We start from the raw sequence: 18,164 nt of genomic DNA on the forward strand, positions 1-18,164 counted from the left end.
TCATGCTCTCACACCTCATCACCTTCGCCATGCGGCAGCGGGCCGCTGTGCTGCTTGCCACGCTCATCTTGATCGGAATCGGCTCGTGGTCGGCCATTCATCTGCCCATTGATGCCGTGCCGGACATCACGAACCCGCAGGTGCAGATCAACACTGCCGTCAATGCGCTCGCCCCCGAGGAGATCGAAAAGCTCGTCTCCTTCCCCATTGAAAGCGAAATGGCGGGCCTGCCGCAGATGGTGGAGCTGCGCTCTCTGTCCAAGTTCGGCCTCTCACAGGTCACGATGATCTTTGAGGACGATGTGGACCTCTACCGCACCCGCCAGCTCGTCACCGAGCGGCTGCAAGCCGTGCTCGATGAACTCCCGCCCGGCCTCACGCCGAAGCTCGCACCCGTCGCCACCGGCCTTGGCGAAATCTTTTATTATGGCCTCGACTACAGCGCCGACGCACCCCACAAGCCCGCCACCCGCGAGGCCCAGCTCATGGCCCTCGCGCAGATTCAGGAATACCAAGTGAAGCCATTGCTGCGCGGCACGCCCGGTGTCGCGGAGGTCAATACCAGCGGCGGTTATCAGCGGCAGATCGTCATTCAGCCTGATCCCGCACGCCTCGCCGCACGCGGCATGTCGCTCGACATGCTGGCGGAGATCGTGGAGCAAAACACCCGCAACGCAGGCGGCGGTTACGTCGAGATCGGTGGCGAGCAGCTCATCGTCCGCGCCACCAGCCGCGTGAATGACATCGAGCAAATCCTCAGCATCCCGCTCAAGTTCGCAGGCGGGGTGAAGCCCATTTTGCTCAGCGAAGTCGCCACCGTCAGCATCGGCAGCGCCTTCCGCACCGGAGCCTCCACCGATGATGGGCAGGAAGCCCTCATCGGAGCCACCATCATGCTTGCCGGTGAAAACTCCCGCCTCGTCGCCCAGGCTGTGCGGGCCAAGCTCGCCGAAATCCAGCCCAAGCTCCCGCAAGGCATCGTCATCCGCGCTTTGTATGATCGCAGTGACCTCGTCAGCCGCACCATTGCCACGGTTGAGAAGAACTTGGCCGAGGGCGCACTGCTCGTCGTCGTCGTCCTCTTTGCGCTGCTGGGAAACTTCCGCGCCGCGTTCATCGTCGCCCTCGTCATCCCACTTTCCATGCTCATCGCCATGACCGGCATGGTGCGCTATCACATCAGCGGAAACTTGATGAGCCTCGGAGCCATCGACTTCGGTCTCATCATTGATGGCGCGGTCGTCATGGTGGAAAACATCGTGCGTCATCTCGGCGAGCGGCAGCACGCGCTCGGTCGCACCCTGACCCTCCGCGAGCGCACCGACGAAGTGCTCAAGTCCGCCAAAGAAGTCGCCAACCCCATGTTCTTCGGCGTGCTCATCATCACCGTCGTCTATGTGCCCATCCTCGCGCTGCAAGGCATCGAGGGGAAGATGTTCAAGCCCATGGCCCTCGTCGTCATGCTCGCGCTCGGTGGTTCGCTGGTGCTCGCCGTCACCTTGATGCCCGTGCTGTGCTCGTATCTGCTCGGTGGGAAGATTCAGGAAAAGGACAACTGGCTCGTCACGCTAACAAAACGTCTCTACACGCCGCTGCTCCGCTTCGGCCTGCGGTTCAAGCCGCTCATCGTGCTGCCTATGCTCATCATGTTCGGCTCCTCGCTCTGGGTCTTCACACGTCTCGGCTCCGAGTTCATCCCGCAGCTCGACGAGGGCGACTTCGCCTTCCAGCTCATCCGCAGCAGCAGCGCCGGTTTGTCCTCCTCGCTGGAGTTGCAAAAGCAGAGCGAGGCCGTCATCCGCCGCGACTTCCCCGAGGTAAAAGAAATGTTCTCCCGCATCGGCACCGCCGAGATCGCCACCGACCCGATGAACCCCAACGTGGCCGACACCTACCTCATGCTCTCGCCGCGTGATCAGTGGCGCAAAGAAGACGGCAAACCCATCAGCAAAGAACACCTCGGCGAACTCATGCGGAAAGCTCTGCTCGATCAAGTGCCCGGGCAAAACATCCTCGTCACCCAGCCCATCCAGATGCGCTTCAACGAGATCATGGCCGGAGCACGCGCCGACCTCGTGTGCAAAATCTTTGGCGACAGCTACGACGAACTCGAACGCCTCGCCGGAGAAGTCCGCACCGCGATCACCGCCATCCCCGGCGGCGGCGAGACCGAGTTCGACAGCATCGGCAAGAACCCCATGATCGAAATCCAGCCCGACCGCGAGGCCATGCGCAAGTTCAACGTCCACGCCGATGAACTCAACCGCCTCATCGAGACCGCGCTTGCCGGAACCGAAGTCGGCCTCGTCATCGAAGGCAACAAACGCAGCCCCATCGTCGTCCGCCTCGGTGAAGACCGCCGCAGCGACCTCGAAGGCATCAAACGCCTCGCCCTCCGCACCGAAGGCGGCGGCATGTTGGCCCTCGGCCAGGTCGCCAAGATCGTCCTCGTCCCCCAGCCCGTGCAGATCGCCCGCGAAGATGCCCAGCGCCGAGTCAGCATCCTCATCAACGTGCGCGGACGCGACACCGAAGGCTTCGTGCAGGAGGCCACCCAGGCCATCCATGACAAAGTGAAGTTCCCCGACGGCTACTACTTCGAGTTCGGCGGCCAGTTCAAGAACCTGCAAGAAGCCAAAGCCCGCCTCATGATCGTCGTGCCGCTCGCGCTCGCGTTGATCTTCGTCCTCATCTTCCTGAGCTTCGGCTCTTTCCGGCAGGCCACGCTCATCTTCATGTGCGTCCCGCTCGCCGTCACCGGTGGCATCTTCGCTTTGTATCTGCGCGACATGCCCTTCACCATCAGCGCCGCTGTCGGCTTCATCGCTTTGAGCGGCATCGCCGTGCTGAATGGCATCATGCTCATCAGCTACATCAACCAACTGCGCGGCGAAGGCCGCGAGGTGCGCGAGGCCGTCGTCGAAGGCACCCTCACTCGTCTGCGGCCCAAGCTCATGACCGCGCTCGTCGCCAGCCTCGGCTTCGTCCCCATGGCGATTGCCACCGGTGCCGGTGCGGAAGTCCAGCGCCCCATCGCCACCGTCGTCATCGGCGGCATCATCACCTCCACTTTCCTCACCCTGCTCGTCGTGCCTGTGCTCTACGACTGGATTGAGCGCAAAACCAAAGCCCAAACAAACACACCATGAAAACACTGCTCAACATCCTCATCATCGCCGCCCTCGCTACCACGTCCGCTTTTGCCGACGCCAAAGTCAAAGCCGGTCCCCGCAAAGGCCTCCTCCTCGATCTCGGCGGCAAACAAGCCGAGTTCTTCGTCGAAAAAGACCGCAGCATCAGCATTGCCGTCTATGACGCCGCGCTGAAAGCCCAGCCCGCCAGCACCGAAGTCATCACAGCCACCGCCGAAGCCCCCAGCGGCAAGGCCAAGATGGCCTTCGAGGTCAAAGACGGCAAACTCGTCTCCACCACCAAGCTCCCCGAAGGCGAAGGCTATCAAGTCGTCCTCCAAGCGAAGTCCACCCCCGACGCCAAGACCAAGAACTTCCGCATCAAGCTCCAGCTCCACATCTGCGGCGGCCCCTGCAAAAACCCCGAATACGCCTGCACCTGCGACGAGTGATCTTTATTTTTTGGAGGGGTTTGGCGAGGGGTGGAGTTGCACTGGATGAACGCACAACATCGCGTCCAACCAAACTAACCAAACCAAATCCAACCATGAAAACGAAACTCGCCCTCCTCGCCGTCACGATCCTCGTCGGCTTCAGTTACACAAGCGCCAGCGCCAACCCTTGGAAGGGAGTGCCTCCGGGCTTCACCGCCAAAGCCAGCGCACCCGCCAAGCCCGCGTTCAAGTCCTGCTGCGAAACCAAAACGCGCTACACCACCAACGGTATCAAGAACGGCATCGTGGTGAACAAGAGCATCGTGTGCAACACCGGCTGCGACGCGCCACACGCCGGGAAGAACTGCACCGCCGCCGAGCGCACGCAATGCGCGAACTAACCCGCCGCCAAACCAGCAACCCGCCAGGAACGGATGACCTGGCAGGTTGATCTTCCATCCATCATCCGACATCTTCCCGTGTCATGAACGATCACGAACTCGACTCCCTCATTCGCCAGTCTCATCCCAAAATGGAACTGCCTGCCTCTTTCAATCGCGAGGTCTGGGAACGTGTCTCCGTGGCTTCTCCGGTGCCCGCCCTCGGCGGATGGCGCGAGATCGTGGATGCGCTGCTACTCTGGATCGCCAAGCCCGTCCCTGCCGTTGCAGCAGTCACCGTGATGCTCGCGGCAGGCGCAGGACTCGGCGGTTTTACCGTGAGTGAGAGCAGCGCATCCGCCCAGCGCACCGCCTACTTCGCCTCCATCAATCCGCTGCACCCAGCGCATCTGCCCACCCAGGAATGAAACGCGGACTCCTCATCCTCATTCTTGCCGTGGCAGCCTCCACGGCGGCTTTTTTCATCACGCGCAACCAATGCCAGTGCGGCACCCGTCTGGACGCCACCTCTCATGATGGCGAGACAATGCTTCCCGAGCTGGAATGGCTGCACCGGGAACTCAAGCTCGACGACACTCAGTTTGAGAAGGTCAAAGCCCAGCACCTCGCCTACAAGCCCACCTGCGAGGCATTGTGCATGAAAGTGGTGGCGGCACGGAAAAAAATCGGCCAGCTCGCTGCTCAAGGAAACCTGTCTTCGCCCGAGTTTGACGCCGCCTTGCAGGAGCAGGCCGCCGTGCATGTCGAATGTCAGAAGGCTCTACTCCGGCACCTTCACCAAACAGCAGGACTCATGTCCGAATCCCAAGCACGCCAATATCTCGATGCCATGTTGCCGCAGGTCATCGGCGTGGCGGCGGAACCCGTCAGCCACGGGCATTAACCACGCGTGCCACTCATGAGCTATCAAGACGAGGAGGACATTCAGCTCATGCAGAAGCTCACTGCGGGCGAGGATCTGGCGTTGAACGAGTTGATGCACCGCTGGCGTGATCGAGTGGCCTCCTTCCTCCTCCGCATGGTCGGAGATCATGCCACGGCCACCGACCTGGCGCAGGAAACCTTCGTCCGTCTCTACACCAGCCGGAAAAGCTACAAGCCGACCGCTGCCTTTTCGACCTACCTCTTTCACATCGCGGCAAATCTCGCCCGCAGCCATGCCCGGTGGAAAGGCAGACATCCCACCGTGCCGATGGAGGATGAGGCTGGTGAGCTGACCCATGATCCGGTTGATCCGCAACTCACGCCGGACGACGCCGCCGCGCTCAACGAAAAGGCCGCGCTGGTGAACAAGGCCATCGGCAGATTGCCCGCTGAGTTGCGGGAGGCTTTGTTGCTGTTCGCCGTCGAGCAGATGAGCCAAGCCGAGATCGCAGCGGTTTTGCGTTGTTCGGTCAAAGCGGTGGAAGTGCGTGTTTATCGAGCACGTCAGATGCTTCGTCAGATGCTCGATGCCAGTCTGTAACGCGCCGATCTTGCGCTCCATGAGGCACGAATTGTGAAGCTGGAGGGGTTCTCGCGGAGGTGGAGTTGCAGACGATAAGGGCGGGTCAGTCACTCGCTCCGAAAACCAAACACAAACCAAACGCATCCATACCATGAAATCCAAACTCATCCGCACCTCGCTTCTCGGACTCGCCGCCATCGGCACGCTGGTCCTCGCGTCATGCCAGGCTCCATCCTCCGCCCCCACAGCCGCCGTGAGCTGTGACAAGTGCGGCACCGTCCACTTCAAAGCGCCGTCCACGGGCTACGGGCCGGGCAACAAAGGCATTGTCACCCTGCGTGACGCCAGCCGCATGTCCTGCCCGGAGTGTGAGAACCAGGTCATCGCCATGATGAAGACTGGCAGCCTCACCAAGCATGTGTGCAAATCCTGTGGTGGTGCTCTGCGCCACTGCACGCAGCATTAAGCACACTGGCAGCCTCCAAAGCCGCCTGTGACTCACCTCGCAGGCGGCTTTTCATTTGCGGCCACGGTTTCGAGGAAAAAAGAAACTTGAGGGGTCAGCACAGCATCGGCGTTGAACCCAACGTCCGCATCTTTGGACAACCACAAACCCAAACTCTGAATCCATCATGAAACTCGTCCTCACCCTCCTCTCCAGTCTGCTCCTCGGCGCAGGCATCGCATCCGCCGCTGATGCTGGCGTCCCAGCCACCTACCCACTCAAAAAGTGCGTCGTCTCCGATGAAGACCTCGGCACCATGGGCAAGGCCGTCAAAGTCACCCACGAAGGCACTGACGTGTATCTTTGCTGCAAAGCCTGCACGAAGGACTTTCAAAAAGAAGCCGCCAAGTATGTCGCCAAAGTAAAGGCGGCGGAGAAGAAATAAGAGCGTGTTTGAGGGGCACGCCTATACGGGGCATCACCCCCTCTTCACTCAGGAGTATCACCTCGTCGCCCTTCCTCTGGCTGGGGGGGACAGAACGGATACCAGAGTTTTTGACGCTCCCACCTGCACGAAGCGTGTCTAGTGCCCGGCAGGTTTGGGCGTTCGGACTGACGCCACATTCACTCAGAAGGTCGCTCAGTGAGATTCGGATCGTTCGCAACGACTCCATTTGCTCGTCGATGCGGCGGATTTTCTGTTTCAGAACTTCGGATATTTTTTTACAATCGAAAGCGCTCTCATGCGACTGGCCGCGCAGCATTGGCTTGATCTCCCGCAGAGTGAAGCCCGCCGTGAGACATTCCCGGATGAACTGAATCTCCGCGACGACCGCGACGGGATAGACGCGGTAGCCGCCGGGCGAGCGCTTGGGCCGGGGCAGCAAGCCCTCCCTCTCATAGAAGCGGATGGTCTGCGTGCTGACGCCCGCCTGGGTGGCGAGAGCGCCGATCAAGATTAGTTGCTCGGACATAAAATCGTTGTTGACCTTATACCATACTTCAAGGCGCACCTTCAATCCCTATGAAAACGGCAATCACCACCAGTAACGCCTGCCCACTCTGCCAGCAGACCGGGAAAAAAATCAGTGACCTCACCCTCGCCGCTCAGGTGAAGGAGGACACGCTTGCCGCCCTGCCGTCGCAGGAGGGCTTCCGCTTCTGTGCCCAACGCGACTGCCCCGTCGTCTATTACCGGGAGGAAGGTGGCGTGACGATCTCGCTGGACCAGGTGCGCCACCCGGTCTTTCAAAAGAGCGACGATCCCCGGCGTCCTGTCTGCTACTGTTTTTCGCATACCGTGGAGGAGATCACAGCGGAGGTGAAGAAAGCCGGGCGCTCCTCCGTGCCGCAAGCGATCAAGGACAACTGCTCCAAAGGACTCGATGCCTGCGAGCGCAACAATCCGCAGGGCTCCTGCTGCCTCGGCAATGTCTCCAAGGTGGTGAAATCGGCGCAAAGCGTGCAGGACGCAACCACGAGTAGAGAAACCGATTGCGGTTCCTGCTGCACCACAGACGCATCGGCTGTCAAAACGAAAACGACCACCCCGCGCCCGCGAAGCGGCTGGCTTGGACTCGGCGCGGTCTTCAGCGCCATGCTAGCCTCCGCGTGCTGCTGGCTGCCTTTGCTGCTCATCGCCTTCGGTGCCTCGACGGCGGGAGTATCCGGCTTCTTCGAGACCTGGCGTCCAGTGCTGCTGGGCATCACCTTTGTGCTGCTCGGGGCCGGGTTCTACCTGGTCTATTTCCGCAACAACTGCTGCGATGTTGACGGCGCTTGCACCACCAATTCCGGCGCACGCAAGCGCTCCTGCTGGATGCTCTGGCTAGCCACGGCCCTCGTCCTTGTCTTCGCGGCCTTCCCGAAGTATGCAGGCTGGCTTGCCACCTCCGGTAACTCGACCTCCCATGAAACCGGCGGCGAGGTCACCACTCTGACCGTCGGCGGAATGACCTGTGAAGCCTGCGCCACCGGACTGAACGAATCTCTGCGCCACATTCCCGGGGTGCTAGCCACCGAAGTGAACTACGCCACGCGCACTGTTCATGTCTCCACCGTCACAGCGGATACTCGGCAGACAATCGTCGCAGTGCGACAGGCGTTAAGCGAAGCGGGCTATACCGTCGAACCAGCCAAGAATTCGCTACTGCCAGCAAAACCCTGACCTGCATTTGACATCTTTGAATACCTCACCCGCTAAACTTGCCACCAGACATTTTCGAGCGATTTTGAGGGGTTAGCTCACGCAAGGAGTTACACCCGCCACACCCAACTGACTTTGCCCCCATGAAACACGCCTGCACCAGACTCATCCTCGCCGCCATCTTCCTGATGGTGCAGGTGGCGGGTGCGTCTGTCTCCCGCCCTTCATGCATGCAAGGCAAGGAAGCCAAAGCTGCCCCTTGCACACTCGGTTGCTGTTCAGGCCCGGTGTGTGAATGCGGCATGGCCCCGATGCAAAAGCCGGCAAAGCCTGCGCCCGCAGCCCCCGCTTCGCAGGGCCAGCCGGTCAAGTTCATGCCGGTGCTGGTGAATGTTTTCACGCAGACGTTCGCTCCGCTCGTTTTGCAGAAAGCGGCACGGCCTCTGGCACCGGATGCCTTCCTGCCGCACTGCCCGCCTGCTCTGGCGCTGCACTGCGCCCTCCTCATCTGACGAAAGCTCGTTTTCACAGGCGCATTGTGCCCGCATCACGCGAGGCACGGACCCGAAACGAAGCATTTTTTCAATGAGGATACCATGAAGACCACATCATCACTTTCTGCCCTGGCGCTGTCCCTGGCAGCAGCACTCGCGGCCCAGGCCGCCGACAGCACTCCCGCCACTCCGGCGCTCATCCAGCGGCTCGCCAAAGAAGCCGCCGCCACGCATCCCTCCGTGCAGGCCGCCGCTGCCCGCACTCAGGCGGCCACGTCGGCCATCGGCTCCATTCGCCTTTGGGAAGACCCGCAGCTCGGCTTGGGCACTTTGTTTGCCAGCAACATGAACCGCCAGGGCCAGGGGGACATCGCCGTGGGCGTGGATCAAATGCTGCCTCGTCGCGGACTGTATCGTGCGGAGAAAAGCCGCGCCACTGCCGAACAGCTCGCCCAAGCCGCGATGCAGAAACAGATCGCGAATGAGCTGGGCCTCATGGTGGCTCAGGCAACTCTGGAACTCGCTCTCTCGGATGAGGTGATCCGGCTTCAAGCTGAGAACGTGGCCTGGCTGGAAACCATCGTGAAGACGGCGGAAGAACGCGCAAAGAACCCCGATGCCAGCGCCACGGAAACGCTGCGACTGGAAAGCGAACTCGCGGTGAAGCAGCAAGTGCTCGCCAGTGCGCGGCGTCAGCGCGGCCAGTTCGCCACCACACTGAATCTCTTGCTGGGCCGTGCTGCGGATGCCCCGTGGCCGTCTTTGTCACTTCCCGCGCAGGCTCAGGATCACGCCAGTGCCACGGCGCTGAAAGTGCGACTGGAGCGGGACAATCCCGCGCTCGCCTCGCTGCGCCATCAGATCGAAGCCGCGCAGGCGGAAACCATGGCAGCGCGTGAGAAGCGCAAGCCCGCCTTCTCCATGGGCCTCCAGGTCAACACCTACTCCCAGGGCACCCTTCAGGACACGATGGCGATGCTGAACTTCAAAATGACGCTGCCGTGGTTCAATCGCAAAGCCTACGAGGCCGACATCGCCCGCGCCGACCAACTGCACGAAGCCGCGCAGGGTGATCTGGCCGCGCAACAGCGCACGCTCTACACCCAGCTCTCCGTCTTCATCACCGAAGCCCGGAACAACCAGCAACTCGTGAACGCCTACGTCACGGAGGTAGTGCCAAAGTCAGAGAAGACCGTCGAGTCGCTGCAAAACGCCTGGGTGTCGTCCAAGGCCACGCTGCTCGATGTGCTCGATGCCCGCCGCGCCCTGCTGGAGGCGCACATGGAGCACCAGCGGGCGCTCGCCACCTGGCAGGTTGCCCTGCAAAACCTCACCGCACTCACCGGCGGCTTCGCACAACCCTCACGTCCCTGATCCCATGAAAACTTTCCTCACACTCATTCTTCTCGTCGCCGCAGCCGCCGCAGGCTGGTTCTTGCGCGGCAATCATTCATCCAGCATGAGCACCGCGCCCGCATCCACAGAGCGGAAGGTGCTTTTTTATCAGAGCGCCATGCACCCCTGGATCAAAAGCGACAAGCCGGGCCGCTGCACCATCTGCGGCATGGAGCTGACGCCCGTTTATGAAGGAGACAAAGGTTTCGACGCAGGTGGCGGCGATGTGGTGCCGCTCACGCAGAATCAAATCCAGGTCATGCAGGTGCAGACCGTGGAGGCCAAAGTGCAGCCGCTTATGAAGACGCTTCGCGTGGCAGGGATGATGGATGATGACGAGCGGCGGCATCGGATCATCAGTGCCTATGTGGATGGCCGCGTGGACCAGCTCTTTGCCAATCATCATGGCGTTGAAGTGGTCGCAGGGGAGCCGCTGGCTCTGATCTACAGCCCCGCACTGCTACAGGCCGAGCGGGAGTATCGCCAGCTCACGGGTGAACTGAAAAAGAACACCGCGCTGCGGCTGCGGCAGATGGGCCTCACTCCGGCACAGATCGAGGCGCTGGAGAAAAAGCCCGCCGATGCGCTGAACTCGGAGATTCTATCCCCGCTGACCGGCACGGTGGTCGAGCATGATGTTTATGAAGGCCAGTATGTCACCATGGGGCAGAAACTCTTCGCCATCGCCGACTTCAGCATCATGTGGTTTCAATTTCGCGCCTACGAGCAGGACATGCCCTGGATCAAGCTCGGGCAAAAGGTAGAGGTCACCACGCCTTCGGTTCCCGGCAAAACCTTCACAGGTGAGATCACTTTCATCGACCCGAACTTTGATGAAGCGACGCGTTCAACCCAAGTTCGTGTGGAACTGCCAAATCCACTCGTGAACGGCCGCCGCGAATTGCTGCATCGTCTCTATGCCGATGGCTCGGTGAAGGTGGAGCTGCGGGAAGTGCTCACCGTGCCAAAGTCCACCGTCATGCAGACCGGCCCCGAGGCCGTGGTCTATGTCGATCAAGGCGGTGGTGCCTATGCGCGTAGCGTGGTGAAGATCGGGCGGCGCGGCGACTCGCTGCTGGAAATACTTTCCGGCATCAAGCCCGGCGACAAGATCGTGACGAATGGCAACCTGCTCATCGACGGACAGGCGGAGATGAACCGCTCCTTCATGTCGCCAGTGCAGCCGATGGCACCCGCCATGGCGATGCCCGATCTCACCGCACCGCAGCAGCAAGTCATCAGCAACTTCATCAAAGTGGCCGACGCGATGGCTGCCGCCCTCTCCGCCGACGATCTCGCCGCCTTCAATAAAGCCAGCGAACCCGCGATGATGCAGACCGGCGAGCTGATCGACACTCTGAAATCCAACGCCGCCCTGAAGCCCAAACTCGATGCGCTAGACAAAGCGCGGCATTTCCACGGCTTCACGGACATCATGAAGGCACGCATCGCCTTCCACACCTTTTCCACCGCAGTCACCGCTTTGATCGAGCCTCTGCGCACCGCCAAGGGCGCTCCCGAGTTCAAAGTCTGGGAATGCATGATGGTGAATCAAATCATCCCCGATGTCCCCGCCAAAGGCCGCTGGGTGCAGCTCGGCACACGCCCAGGACACAATCCCTACTTCGGCGCTGACATGCTGGAATGTGTGAAAGAGATCAAACCAGGGGAGGCGCTGCCATGATCGAAGCCATCATTCACTGGAGCCTGAAAAACCGGTTCCTCGTCGCCTGTGCGGCGCTTCTCCTCATCGCGCTCGGTGTCCGTGCCATCTACCTCACGCCGGTGGATGCCATCCCTGATCTCACGGAGAACCAGGTGCTCGTTTATGCCGACTTCATGGGCCGCAGTCCGCAGGAAGTCGAGGATCAAGTCACGTTCCCGCTTTCCACAGGTCTGCAAGGTCTCGCTGGCGTCAAAGAAGTGCGGGCCACCTCCATGTTCGGCTTCTCGCTCATCACCATCATCTTTGAGGACAAGGTGGACACTTACTTTGCGCGGGCGCGGGTGCTGGAGCGGCTGAACTATCTGCAAGCCTCCATGCCCGAGGGCGTGAAGCCGCAGCTCGGCCCCGACGCCTCCGGCCTCGGCTGGGTGTATCAGTATTACTTCGCGGTCGATGCCACGCAGGCCAAGGATGGCGGCTACGACCTCGCGCAACTCCGCTCGCTGCAAGATTGGTATGTGCGCTACCAGCTCGCCAGCGTGCAGGGTGTCGCCGAGGTGGCGAGCATCGGCGGCTTCGTGAAGCAGTATCAGGTGGAGCTGAACTCCACCAAGATGCGTGCCACCAACGTCACGCTCATGGATGTGATGACCGCCGTGCAGAGCGCCAACCTCAATGTCGGCGGCAAGGTGGTGGAGGAAAATGGCGCGGAGTTCGTGCTGCGCGGCATCGGCCTCGTCACCAGTGTGGAAGACCTCGAACTCGTCACCGTGAAGGCGATGGAAGGCACGCCGGTCTATTTGAAAGACATCGCCACCGTGCAGATCGGCGGCGACTTCCGCCGTGGTGCGCTCGACTTGAACGGCCATGAAGCCGTGGGCGGCACCGTCGTCATGCGCACCGGCGAAAACGCGAAAGCAGTGATTGAGCGCATCAAAGAAAAGATCGCCCAGATCGCCCCCAGTCTGCCGCCGGGCGTCACCATCAAGCCTTTCTATGACCGCAGCGAGCTGATCGACAACACCATCGGCACGCTCAAGCACGCGCTGCTGGAGGAGTTCATCCTCGTCACGCTCGCGCACATCATCTTCCTCTGGCACTTCCGCAGCATCCTCATCGTCACGCTGCCGCTGCCGATCTCCATTTTGATCTCCTTCCTGCTGATGAAGGAGTTTGGCATCACCAGCAACATCATGTCCCTCACCGGCATCGCCATCGCCATCGGCGTGCTGGTGGACGCGGCCATCGTCGTCACAGAAAACGTCATCCGACACTGCGAGGAAGCCGAGCACAAGAAAGGCGGGCGGCTCAGCGCTCAACAAACCTGGGACGTCACCCTCGCCGCCTGCACGCAGGTCGGGCGGCCCATCTTCTTCGCCATGGCGATCATCATTCTCGCTTTCGTGCCCGTCTTTGCGCTCAGCGGGCAAGAAGGAAAACTATTTCACCCGCTCGCCTTCACCAAGACCTTCGCCATGATCGGCTCCACACTGCTCGCCGTCACGCTGGTGCCGGTGTTGTGCTCGCTGCTCGTGCGCGGCCCGTTTCATTCCGAGGAAAGCAACGTCGTGATGAAGTTCCTACTGAGGCTCTATGAGCCGACGCTGAACTGGGCGCTCAATCACCGCAAAACCGTCATCGGCATGGCGATGATGATCCTCGGTGTCTCGCTGCTCACCGCGTTTGGATTGCCCCGCAGCACGGTGAAGCAAATCCGCGATGCAGGCTATCCCCGCCTCGCCGATGCCGTGACCGGTTTTGGCAAAGAGTTCATGCCGCCGCTCAATGAAGGCAGCCTGCTCTACATGCCAGTGATGATGCCCAAGACCGGTCTCAAGGAAATCCAGCGCGTCATGTCCTGGCAGGACACCGTCATCGCCGCCACGCCCGAAGTCGAATCCGTGGCGGGCAAGCTGGGCCGTTTTGAAACCGCCACCGATCCCGCGCCCACCGAGATGCTGGAGACGACCATCATGCTCAAGCCCGAATACATCCCCGATGGCCGCTGGAGCGTGAAACGCAATCCAGCGTGGCGTGACGGCATGACCGTCGAAAAACTCAAAGCCGAGCTGACTGAAAAGATGAAGCAAGTGCCCGGCTATGTGCCCGCCTTCCTGCAACCCATCGAAAACCGCATCCTCATGCTCTACACCGGCATCCGCGCACAGGTCGGCGTGAAGATCTATGGCGACAATCTTGATGCGATCCAACGCAAGGCCTTCGAGGTCGAAAAACTCATCAACAGCATCGAAGGAGCCGCCGGAGTCTCGCCCTCTCGTGTGCAGGGCAAGCCCTACCTCAACGTGCAGGTGGATCGTCAAGCGATGGCCCGCTACGGCCTCAGCGCCAAGGACGTGCTCGATGCCGTGGAGATCGCCATCGGCGGCAAGAACGTCAGCACCACCATCGAAGGCCGGCAGCGCTTCCCCATTCAGATCCGCGTGCAGCGCGGCGAGCGTGATGACATCGAAAAGCTCAGCAGCATCCTCGTGGCCGCACGTCAGGGCATGAGTGCATCAGGTGCAGCGCCGATGGGCGGCGGCGGTGGCATGACCGGAGGCGCAGCCGCAGGCATGGCCTCAAGCGCGGGAAACACACCCGTCACCTACATCCCACTCGGCATGGTCGCCAAGATCACCCGCGAGGTCGGTGCCAACGAGATCGCCAGCGAGAACGGTCGTCTTCGTTCCTATGTGCAGGCCAACGTGCAGGATCGTGACCTCGGCGGCTTTGTTCAAGAAGTCGAGCAGAAGCTCAAGACGATTGATTGGGAAGGCATGACCTACAAAATGACCGGCGAGTATGAAAACCAGCGCCGCTTCGTGCAGACCATGCAGATCGTCTTCCCCATCGTGCTGCTCATCATCTTCGTGCTGCTCTACATCGTCTATCACAGCGCCCTGGAAGCCGCGCACGTCATGCTCGCCGTGCCCTTCGCTCTCAGCGGTGGAGTGCTGCTGCAAAAACTCCTCGGCTACAATTTCAACGGAGCCGTCTGGGTCGGTTACATCGCCCTCTTTGGCACCGCCGTGCAGACCGGCGTCGTCATGGTCGTGTATCTCGAAGAAACCGTAAAAGCCCGCATGGCCCAGCTCGGAGCCGCCTTCGCCTACAGCGATCTCGTGCAAGCCGTCAAAGACGGCGCACGCCTCCGCCTGCGGCCCAAAGTCATGACCGTCGCCACCATCGTCGCCTCCCTGCTGCCCATCATGTGGAGCCACCGCCAAGGCTCCGAAGTCATGCAACCCCTCGCCACCCCCGTCATCGGCGGCATGATCTCCAGCCTCATCCACATCCTCATCGTCACGCCCGTCATCTTCCTCTGGCTGCGCGGGCGTGAGTTCAAGAAAGGCTCACGGGCGGCAATCACCTTGACGCCCAACGCAGACCCCGCGTGAGCTTGCCAGCCCGTGCGAGCCTCATCAACAAGCTCCAGCTCCACATTTGCGGCGGCCCCTGCGGCAACCCGAAGTATGCCTGCATCTACGATGAGTGATTGGATGCGACGCGAATGCCCCTGATCTCCGCCACGGAATCAGGGGCTTCAAAATTAAAATTGAATAAACCCACCAAGAGCACATCTTAGCACGTCGCATGTCCGCTCTCTGCAAACGCATCCTCCCCACGCTGGCCATTCTGGTCGTTGCGTGTGCGCAGGTGTTTGGGGTGCAGCGTGGTTATGCTTGTGCTCATGGCGAGGAGTCGGTGGAAACAAAGGCTGAGCACTGTCATCGTGTGATCGTTGATGACCACGAGCACGAAGCTCCATGCGAAGAAAGCTCCAGCAAAGAGTGCGGCGACCAGGGCGAGAAGGAGCATCATGCGCCGCTAAGCGTGGACATGCAGGCCGCTCCTTCCAGTCTGGTAGCGGTCGCCATTCCGGTCTTTGTGGCGGTGCAGATCGCCGAGCTGCCGGTGCATGAGTGGGCGCTGATGCTCACGCTCGTGGAAGATGTTTCAATGAAGACGCCCCTGGACACCGGGGGAGACAGTCCGCCATCTGCCGCAGTGCAGGTGGCGCGTTGCATGGTGATTTTGGTTTGAGGCAGGCTGCCAGCGCTGCCGTCCACGACTGACGGCTGAGGCTCACTGGCATTTCCTTTTGCACTTCCAGGCACGGCATGTCCACGCCTGCAAACCTCAACCCACCACCCTTCTCATGCTTCGTTCCATTTCTCTCACCTTCTCGTTGTTCCTGGCGGCTGTTTCATCTGCTCCGGCCCTCACCCTTTCCCTCTCCGACATCGGGCCGCGTGTCCGTGCGGCTCATCCATCGCTGAAAGCCGCTCGCATGGCCGTGGAGGAAGCTCGCGGTCGCCAGCTCGGCGCGGGGCGTCTTTCCAATCCCACCGTGGGCCTGGATTCGCGCAATGAAACCTACCTTTCGCCAGGTGAGGTCATGTTTTCGCTCGATCAATCGTTCCCCATCACCAAGCGCTTACGGCTGGAGAAGCAGCTCACCGCGCAGCTTGTCACCGCTGCGGAGCTGGAGGTGAAAGATGCCGAGCGGCGTTTGATTTCTGAGGCGCAGACCTTGGCGGTGCAGATTCTCGCCATCGAGCAGCAGAGGAGTTTGCGCCAGCAGCAGACGGAGCTGGCGACGAAGCTATCCGAGTTCGTCACTGGACGTGCCAAGGCAGGTGAACTCTCCGCGCTGGATGCCGCCCAGGCCCAGGTGGACGCCCAGCGCCTCATCGTTGAGGCCCGCAAGCTGGAAGGCGAGAGCCGCAGCCTGCTGGGCACGCTCAAGCCCATGCTGAATCTCGATCCTGATGATGCGTTGTCACTCTCCGGCAAGCTCCCTGAAATGAACGTGCCAGGCAAAGGAGCGAACTGGGTGCTGCGGGCCGACTACCAGCTCGCCGAGGCCAAGGTCATCGCCTCGCAGACGGACATCGGCCTCGCCAAAGCCAACAAGTGGCAGGACCTAAGCGCGGGCATCTTCGCCGGGCCTGAGACTCAGAACGCCCCAGGCGATGATCGCAGAACCAATGGCGTGATTGGCTTCCGCATCTCGCTTCCCTTGCCTTTCTGGAACAAGAATGAAGGGCAAGTGGCTGAGAAGACCGCCGCCGCAGAGCGTGTGCGCCTGGAGCAAGCAGCCCTCGGCAAGCAAATCCGCAGCGATGCTGAGAATGCGCGGAAAGACATGCAGATGAGCCATGATCTGGCCCGCGAAACCCGCGATAAGCTGCTACCGCTCGTCATCGAGCAAACAGGCAAGCTGGAGAAAGCCTACGAGAGCGGCCAGACCGACCTGCTCACCATCCTCCGCGCCCGCGAGCAACGCCTGCAACTGGAAGCCGCTGCGCTGGATGCCGTGCGGGACTTTCACCTTGCCCGCATCCGCTACGAGACCGCCATCGGCAAGCACGCCCCGGCCACACCTGCACCCAAACCCGTCCGCTAATCTTCCATCTTCTATCTCATCATGAAACGACCCCTGGCTCATTTATTCCTCTGTCTGTCTTTGACCGGCATCACCGCTGCCGCCGCAGATGCCAAACGCGCGGCCAACACCGTCGTGCTGGATGAAACTGGCGTGAAAAACCTCCGCATCGAGACTGTCGAAGTCGAGGAAACCGACTTCGAGGCCACGATCTTCTCGCTGGGCCGCATCGAGGCCATTCCCAGCAAAGTCGCCGCTGTCAGCAGCCGCATTCCTGGCCGCATCATTGAGTTGAAACTTACGCCCGGAGACACGGTGAAGCTGGGCGATGAAGTCGCGAAGGTGGAGAGCCGTCAACCCGGCGATCCACCGCCGGTGATCTCGCTCAAGGCACCGCTCAGCGGACTCGTCACCCATGTGGATGCACGGCTTGGCGACCCCATTGATCCTGAGAAGGCCATGCTGGAAATCACCGACCTGAGTGAGGTCTATGCCGTGGCCCGTGTGCCAGAGCATCAGGCCGGACGCATGAAGACAGGCACCGTGGCGCACATCAAAGTGGCCGCGCTGCCCAATGAAAAGTTCGATGGCGAGCTGCTGCGCTTTGGCACCAGCGCGGACAAGGCCAGTGGCACCATTGACGCCATCTTCCGCCTGCCAAACACCGGCGGCCAGCTCCGCGCCGACATGCGGGCGGAGTTCAGCATCGTCATGAGCAAGCGCAGCAACGTGGTCAGCGTGCCGCGTGCTGCTTTGCAGGGCGAAGGCGGGAACCGTTTCGTCTATGTGAAGGATTTCGATCTGGCGAATGCCTTTGTGAAAACGGCTGTCACCGTCGGTGAGATCAATGACCGCTTTGTCGAGATCACCAACGGCCTGCTGCCTGCGGATGAGGTTGTGACTCGCGGTGCTTACTCACTCTCCTTCGCCGGAGCCAGCAGTGTCTCTCTAAAAGAGGCGCTGGATGCCGCTCACGGCCATGAACACGCTGCTGATGGTGGAGAGCTGACACCGGAGAAGAAAGCCGAGATGGAAGCTGCCAAAAAGGGCGGCGACGGTCATGGACACGGCGAGGAAGAAGGTGCCAGCCCGCTGTGGAAGTATGGCTGCGGTGTCTTGTTCGTGCTCTTGCTGCTTTCGCTCTTCACCAAGAAAAGCCGTCCTGACGCGGACGAAGCCCCCGCCCCGAAACCCGCTGAAAAGGAGGCTGCGTAAG

Annotated in this window: 17 protein-coding genes; 16 read left to right on the top strand and 1 reads right to left on the bottom strand. The window is 61.0% G+C overall.

Going from position 1 to position 18,164, the window contains the following annotated elements; all coding sequences use genetic code 11:
* Positions 1-2: 2 nt before the first annotated feature.
* The 8 genes from ABEB25_RS12190 (at position 3) to ABEB25_RS12225 (ending at position 6,303) form a co-directional block, all read left to right on the top strand.
* Complete coding sequence (locus tag ABEB25_RS12190; protein ID WP_345736686.1) at positions 3-3,149, top strand: efflux RND transporter permease subunit; 3,147 nt, start codon at positions 3-5, stop codon at positions 3,147-3,149.
* On the top strand, positions 3,146-3,583 hold the full coding sequence (locus ABEB25_RS12195) for a hypothetical protein (RefSeq protein WP_345736687.1): 438 nt from the start codon (positions 3,146-3,148) through the stop codon (positions 3,581-3,583). Before ABEB25_RS12190 ends, ABEB25_RS12195 begins: the two co-directional genes overlap by 4 nt.
* 95 nt (positions 3,584-3,678) lie before the next feature.
* Positions 3,679-3,966 carry a hypothetical protein gene (locus ABEB25_RS12200; protein ID WP_345736688.1) on the top strand — a complete coding sequence of 96 codons (288 nt, stop codon included), beginning with the start codon at positions 3,679-3,681 and terminating at the stop codon, positions 3,964-3,966.
* 83 nt (positions 3,967-4,049) lie between these two features.
* Complete coding sequence (locus ABEB25_RS12205; protein WP_345736689.1) at positions 4,050-4,373, top strand: hypothetical protein; 324 nt, start codon at positions 4,050-4,052, stop codon at positions 4,371-4,373.
* Positions 4,370-4,849 carry a periplasmic heavy metal sensor gene (locus ABEB25_RS12210; RefSeq protein ID WP_345736690.1) on the top strand — a complete coding sequence of 160 codons (480 nt, stop codon included), beginning with the start codon at positions 4,370-4,372 and terminating at the stop codon, positions 4,847-4,849. The genes ABEB25_RS12205 and ABEB25_RS12210 overlap by 4 nt, the downstream gene beginning before the upstream one ends.
* A 15-nt stretch (positions 4,850-4,864) precedes the next feature.
* Entirely contained in the window at positions 4,865-5,431 is a 567-nt protein-coding gene (locus tag ABEB25_RS12215; RefSeq protein WP_345736691.1) for an RNA polymerase sigma factor, read from the top strand.
* A gap of 133 nt (positions 5,432-5,564) precedes the next feature.
* Positions 5,565-5,879 (top strand): hypothetical protein, encoded by a 315-nt coding sequence (locus ABEB25_RS12220; RefSeq protein ID WP_345736692.1) that lies wholly within the window; start codon positions 5,565-5,567, stop codon positions 5,877-5,879.
* A gap of 166 nt (positions 5,880-6,045) precedes the next feature.
* Positions 6,046-6,303 (top strand): hypothetical protein, encoded by a 258-nt coding sequence (locus tag ABEB25_RS12225; RefSeq protein WP_294234256.1) that lies wholly within the window; start codon positions 6,046-6,048, stop codon positions 6,301-6,303.
* Here the strand turns inward: ABEB25_RS12225 and ABEB25_RS24505 are convergent.
* On the bottom strand, positions 6,194-6,832 hold the full coding sequence (locus ABEB25_RS24505; protein ID WP_425572040.1) for a MerR family transcriptional regulator: 639 nt from the start codon (positions 6,830-6,832) through the stop codon (positions 6,194-6,196). The genes ABEB25_RS12225 and ABEB25_RS24505 overlap by 110 nt on opposite strands.
* Positions 6,833-6,882: 50 nt before the next feature.
* Here ABEB25_RS24505 and ABEB25_RS12230 point away from each other — a divergent pair, with 50 nt between their 5' ends.
* The 8 genes from ABEB25_RS12230 (at position 6,883) to ABEB25_RS12265 (ending at position 18,163) form a co-directional block, all read left to right on the top strand.
* Positions 6,883-8,025: a putative iron-sulfur cluster-binding metallochaperone gene (locus ABEB25_RS12230; protein WP_294234258.1), complete on the top strand. Its 1,143-nt coding sequence runs from the start codon at positions 6,883-6,885 to the stop codon at positions 8,023-8,025.
* Positions 8,026-8,147: 122 nt separating this feature from the next.
* Positions 8,148-8,516 carry a hypothetical protein gene (locus ABEB25_RS12235; RefSeq protein ID WP_294234261.1) on the top strand — a complete coding sequence of 123 codons (369 nt, stop codon included), beginning with the start codon at positions 8,148-8,150 and terminating at the stop codon, positions 8,514-8,516.
* Between the two features lie 84 nt (positions 8,517-8,600).
* Positions 8,601-9,872, top strand: coding sequence for a TolC family protein (locus tag ABEB25_RS12240; RefSeq protein WP_294234264.1), 1,272 nt, complete (start codon positions 8,601-8,603; stop codon positions 9,870-9,872).
* A 4-nt stretch (positions 9,873-9,876) separates the two neighbouring features.
* Entirely contained in the window at positions 9,877-11,577 is a 1,701-nt protein-coding gene (locus tag ABEB25_RS12245) for an efflux RND transporter periplasmic adaptor subunit (RefSeq protein WP_345736693.1), read from the top strand.
* Positions 11,574-14,957 carry an efflux RND transporter permease subunit gene (locus tag ABEB25_RS12250; RefSeq protein ID WP_345736694.1) on the top strand — a complete coding sequence of 1,128 codons (3,384 nt, stop codon included), beginning with the start codon at positions 11,574-11,576 and terminating at the stop codon, positions 14,955-14,957. Before ABEB25_RS12245 ends, ABEB25_RS12250 begins: the two co-directional genes overlap by 4 nt.
* Before the next feature lie 196 nt (positions 14,958-15,153).
* Positions 15,154-15,603: a hypothetical protein gene (locus ABEB25_RS12255; RefSeq protein WP_345736695.1), complete on the top strand. Its 450-nt coding sequence runs from the start codon at positions 15,154-15,156 to the stop codon at positions 15,601-15,603.
* A 115-nt stretch (positions 15,604-15,718) separates the two neighbouring features.
* Positions 15,719-16,969, top strand: a complete 1,251-nt coding sequence (locus ABEB25_RS12260) for a TolC family protein (protein ID WP_345736696.1) — start codon at positions 15,719-15,721, stop codon at positions 16,967-16,969.
* Between the two features lie 21 nt (positions 16,970-16,990).
* The gene (locus ABEB25_RS12265; RefSeq protein ID WP_345736697.1) at positions 16,991-18,163 is read left to right on the top strand and encodes an efflux RND transporter periplasmic adaptor subunit; all 1,173 of its coding nucleotides are present in this window, start codon (positions 16,991-16,993) and stop codon (positions 18,161-18,163) included.
* Position 18,164: the final 1 nt, after the last annotated feature.

This window comes from Prosthecobacter algae, assembly GCF_039542385.1.
Taxonomy (GTDB): domain Bacteria; phylum Verrucomicrobiota; class Verrucomicrobiia; order Verrucomicrobiales; family Verrucomicrobiaceae; genus Prosthecobacter; species Prosthecobacter algae.

Bases quoted from the DNA above. Each gene is read 5' to 3' on its own strand.
- ABEB25_RS12190 (WP_345736686.1), top strand. From the start codon at position 3: ATGCTCTCACACCTCATCACCTTCGCCATGCGGCAGCGGGCCGCTGTG.
- ABEB25_RS12195 (WP_345736687.1), top strand. From the start codon at position 3,146: ATGAAAACACTGCTCAACATCCTCATCATCGCCGCCCTCGCTACCACG.
- ABEB25_RS12200 (WP_345736688.1), top strand. From the start codon at position 3,679: ATGAAAACGAAACTCGCCCTCCTCGCCGTCACGATCCTCGTCGGCTTC.
- ABEB25_RS12205 (WP_345736689.1), top strand. From the start codon at position 4,050: ATGAACGATCACGAACTCGACTCCCTCATTCGCCAGTCTCATCCCAAA.
- ABEB25_RS12210 (WP_345736690.1), top strand. From the start codon at position 4,370: ATGAAACGCGGACTCCTCATCCTCATTCTTGCCGTGGCAGCCTCCACG.
- ABEB25_RS12215 (WP_345736691.1), top strand. From the start codon at position 4,865: ATGAGCTATCAAGACGAGGAGGACATTCAGCTCATGCAGAAGCTCACT.
- ABEB25_RS12220 (WP_345736692.1), top strand. From the start codon at position 5,565: ATGAAATCCAAACTCATCCGCACCTCGCTTCTCGGACTCGCCGCCATC.
- ABEB25_RS12225 (WP_294234256.1), top strand. From the start codon at position 6,046: ATGAAACTCGTCCTCACCCTCCTCTCCAGTCTGCTCCTCGGCGCAGGC.
- ABEB25_RS24505 (WP_425572040.1), bottom strand. From the start codon at position 6,832: ATGTCCGAGCAACTAATCTTGATCGGCGCTCTCGCCACCCAGGCGGGC.
- ABEB25_RS12230 (WP_294234258.1), top strand. From the start codon at position 6,883: ATGAAAACGGCAATCACCACCAGTAACGCCTGCCCACTCTGCCAGCAG.
- ABEB25_RS12235 (WP_294234261.1), top strand. From the start codon at position 8,148: ATGAAACACGCCTGCACCAGACTCATCCTCGCCGCCATCTTCCTGATG.
- ABEB25_RS12240 (WP_294234264.1), top strand. From the start codon at position 8,601: ATGAAGACCACATCATCACTTTCTGCCCTGGCGCTGTCCCTGGCAGCA.
- ABEB25_RS12245 (WP_345736693.1), top strand. From the start codon at position 9,877: ATGAAAACTTTCCTCACACTCATTCTTCTCGTCGCCGCAGCCGCCGCA.
- ABEB25_RS12250 (WP_345736694.1), top strand. From the start codon at position 11,574: ATGATCGAAGCCATCATTCACTGGAGCCTGAAAAACCGGTTCCTCGTC.
- ABEB25_RS12255 (WP_345736695.1), top strand. From the start codon at position 15,154: ATGTCCGCTCTCTGCAAACGCATCCTCCCCACGCTGGCCATTCTGGTC.
- ABEB25_RS12260 (WP_345736696.1), top strand. From the start codon at position 15,719: ATGCTTCGTTCCATTTCTCTCACCTTCTCGTTGTTCCTGGCGGCTGTT.
- ABEB25_RS12265 (WP_345736697.1), top strand. From the start codon at position 16,991: ATGAAACGACCCCTGGCTCATTTATTCCTCTGTCTGTCTTTGACCGGC.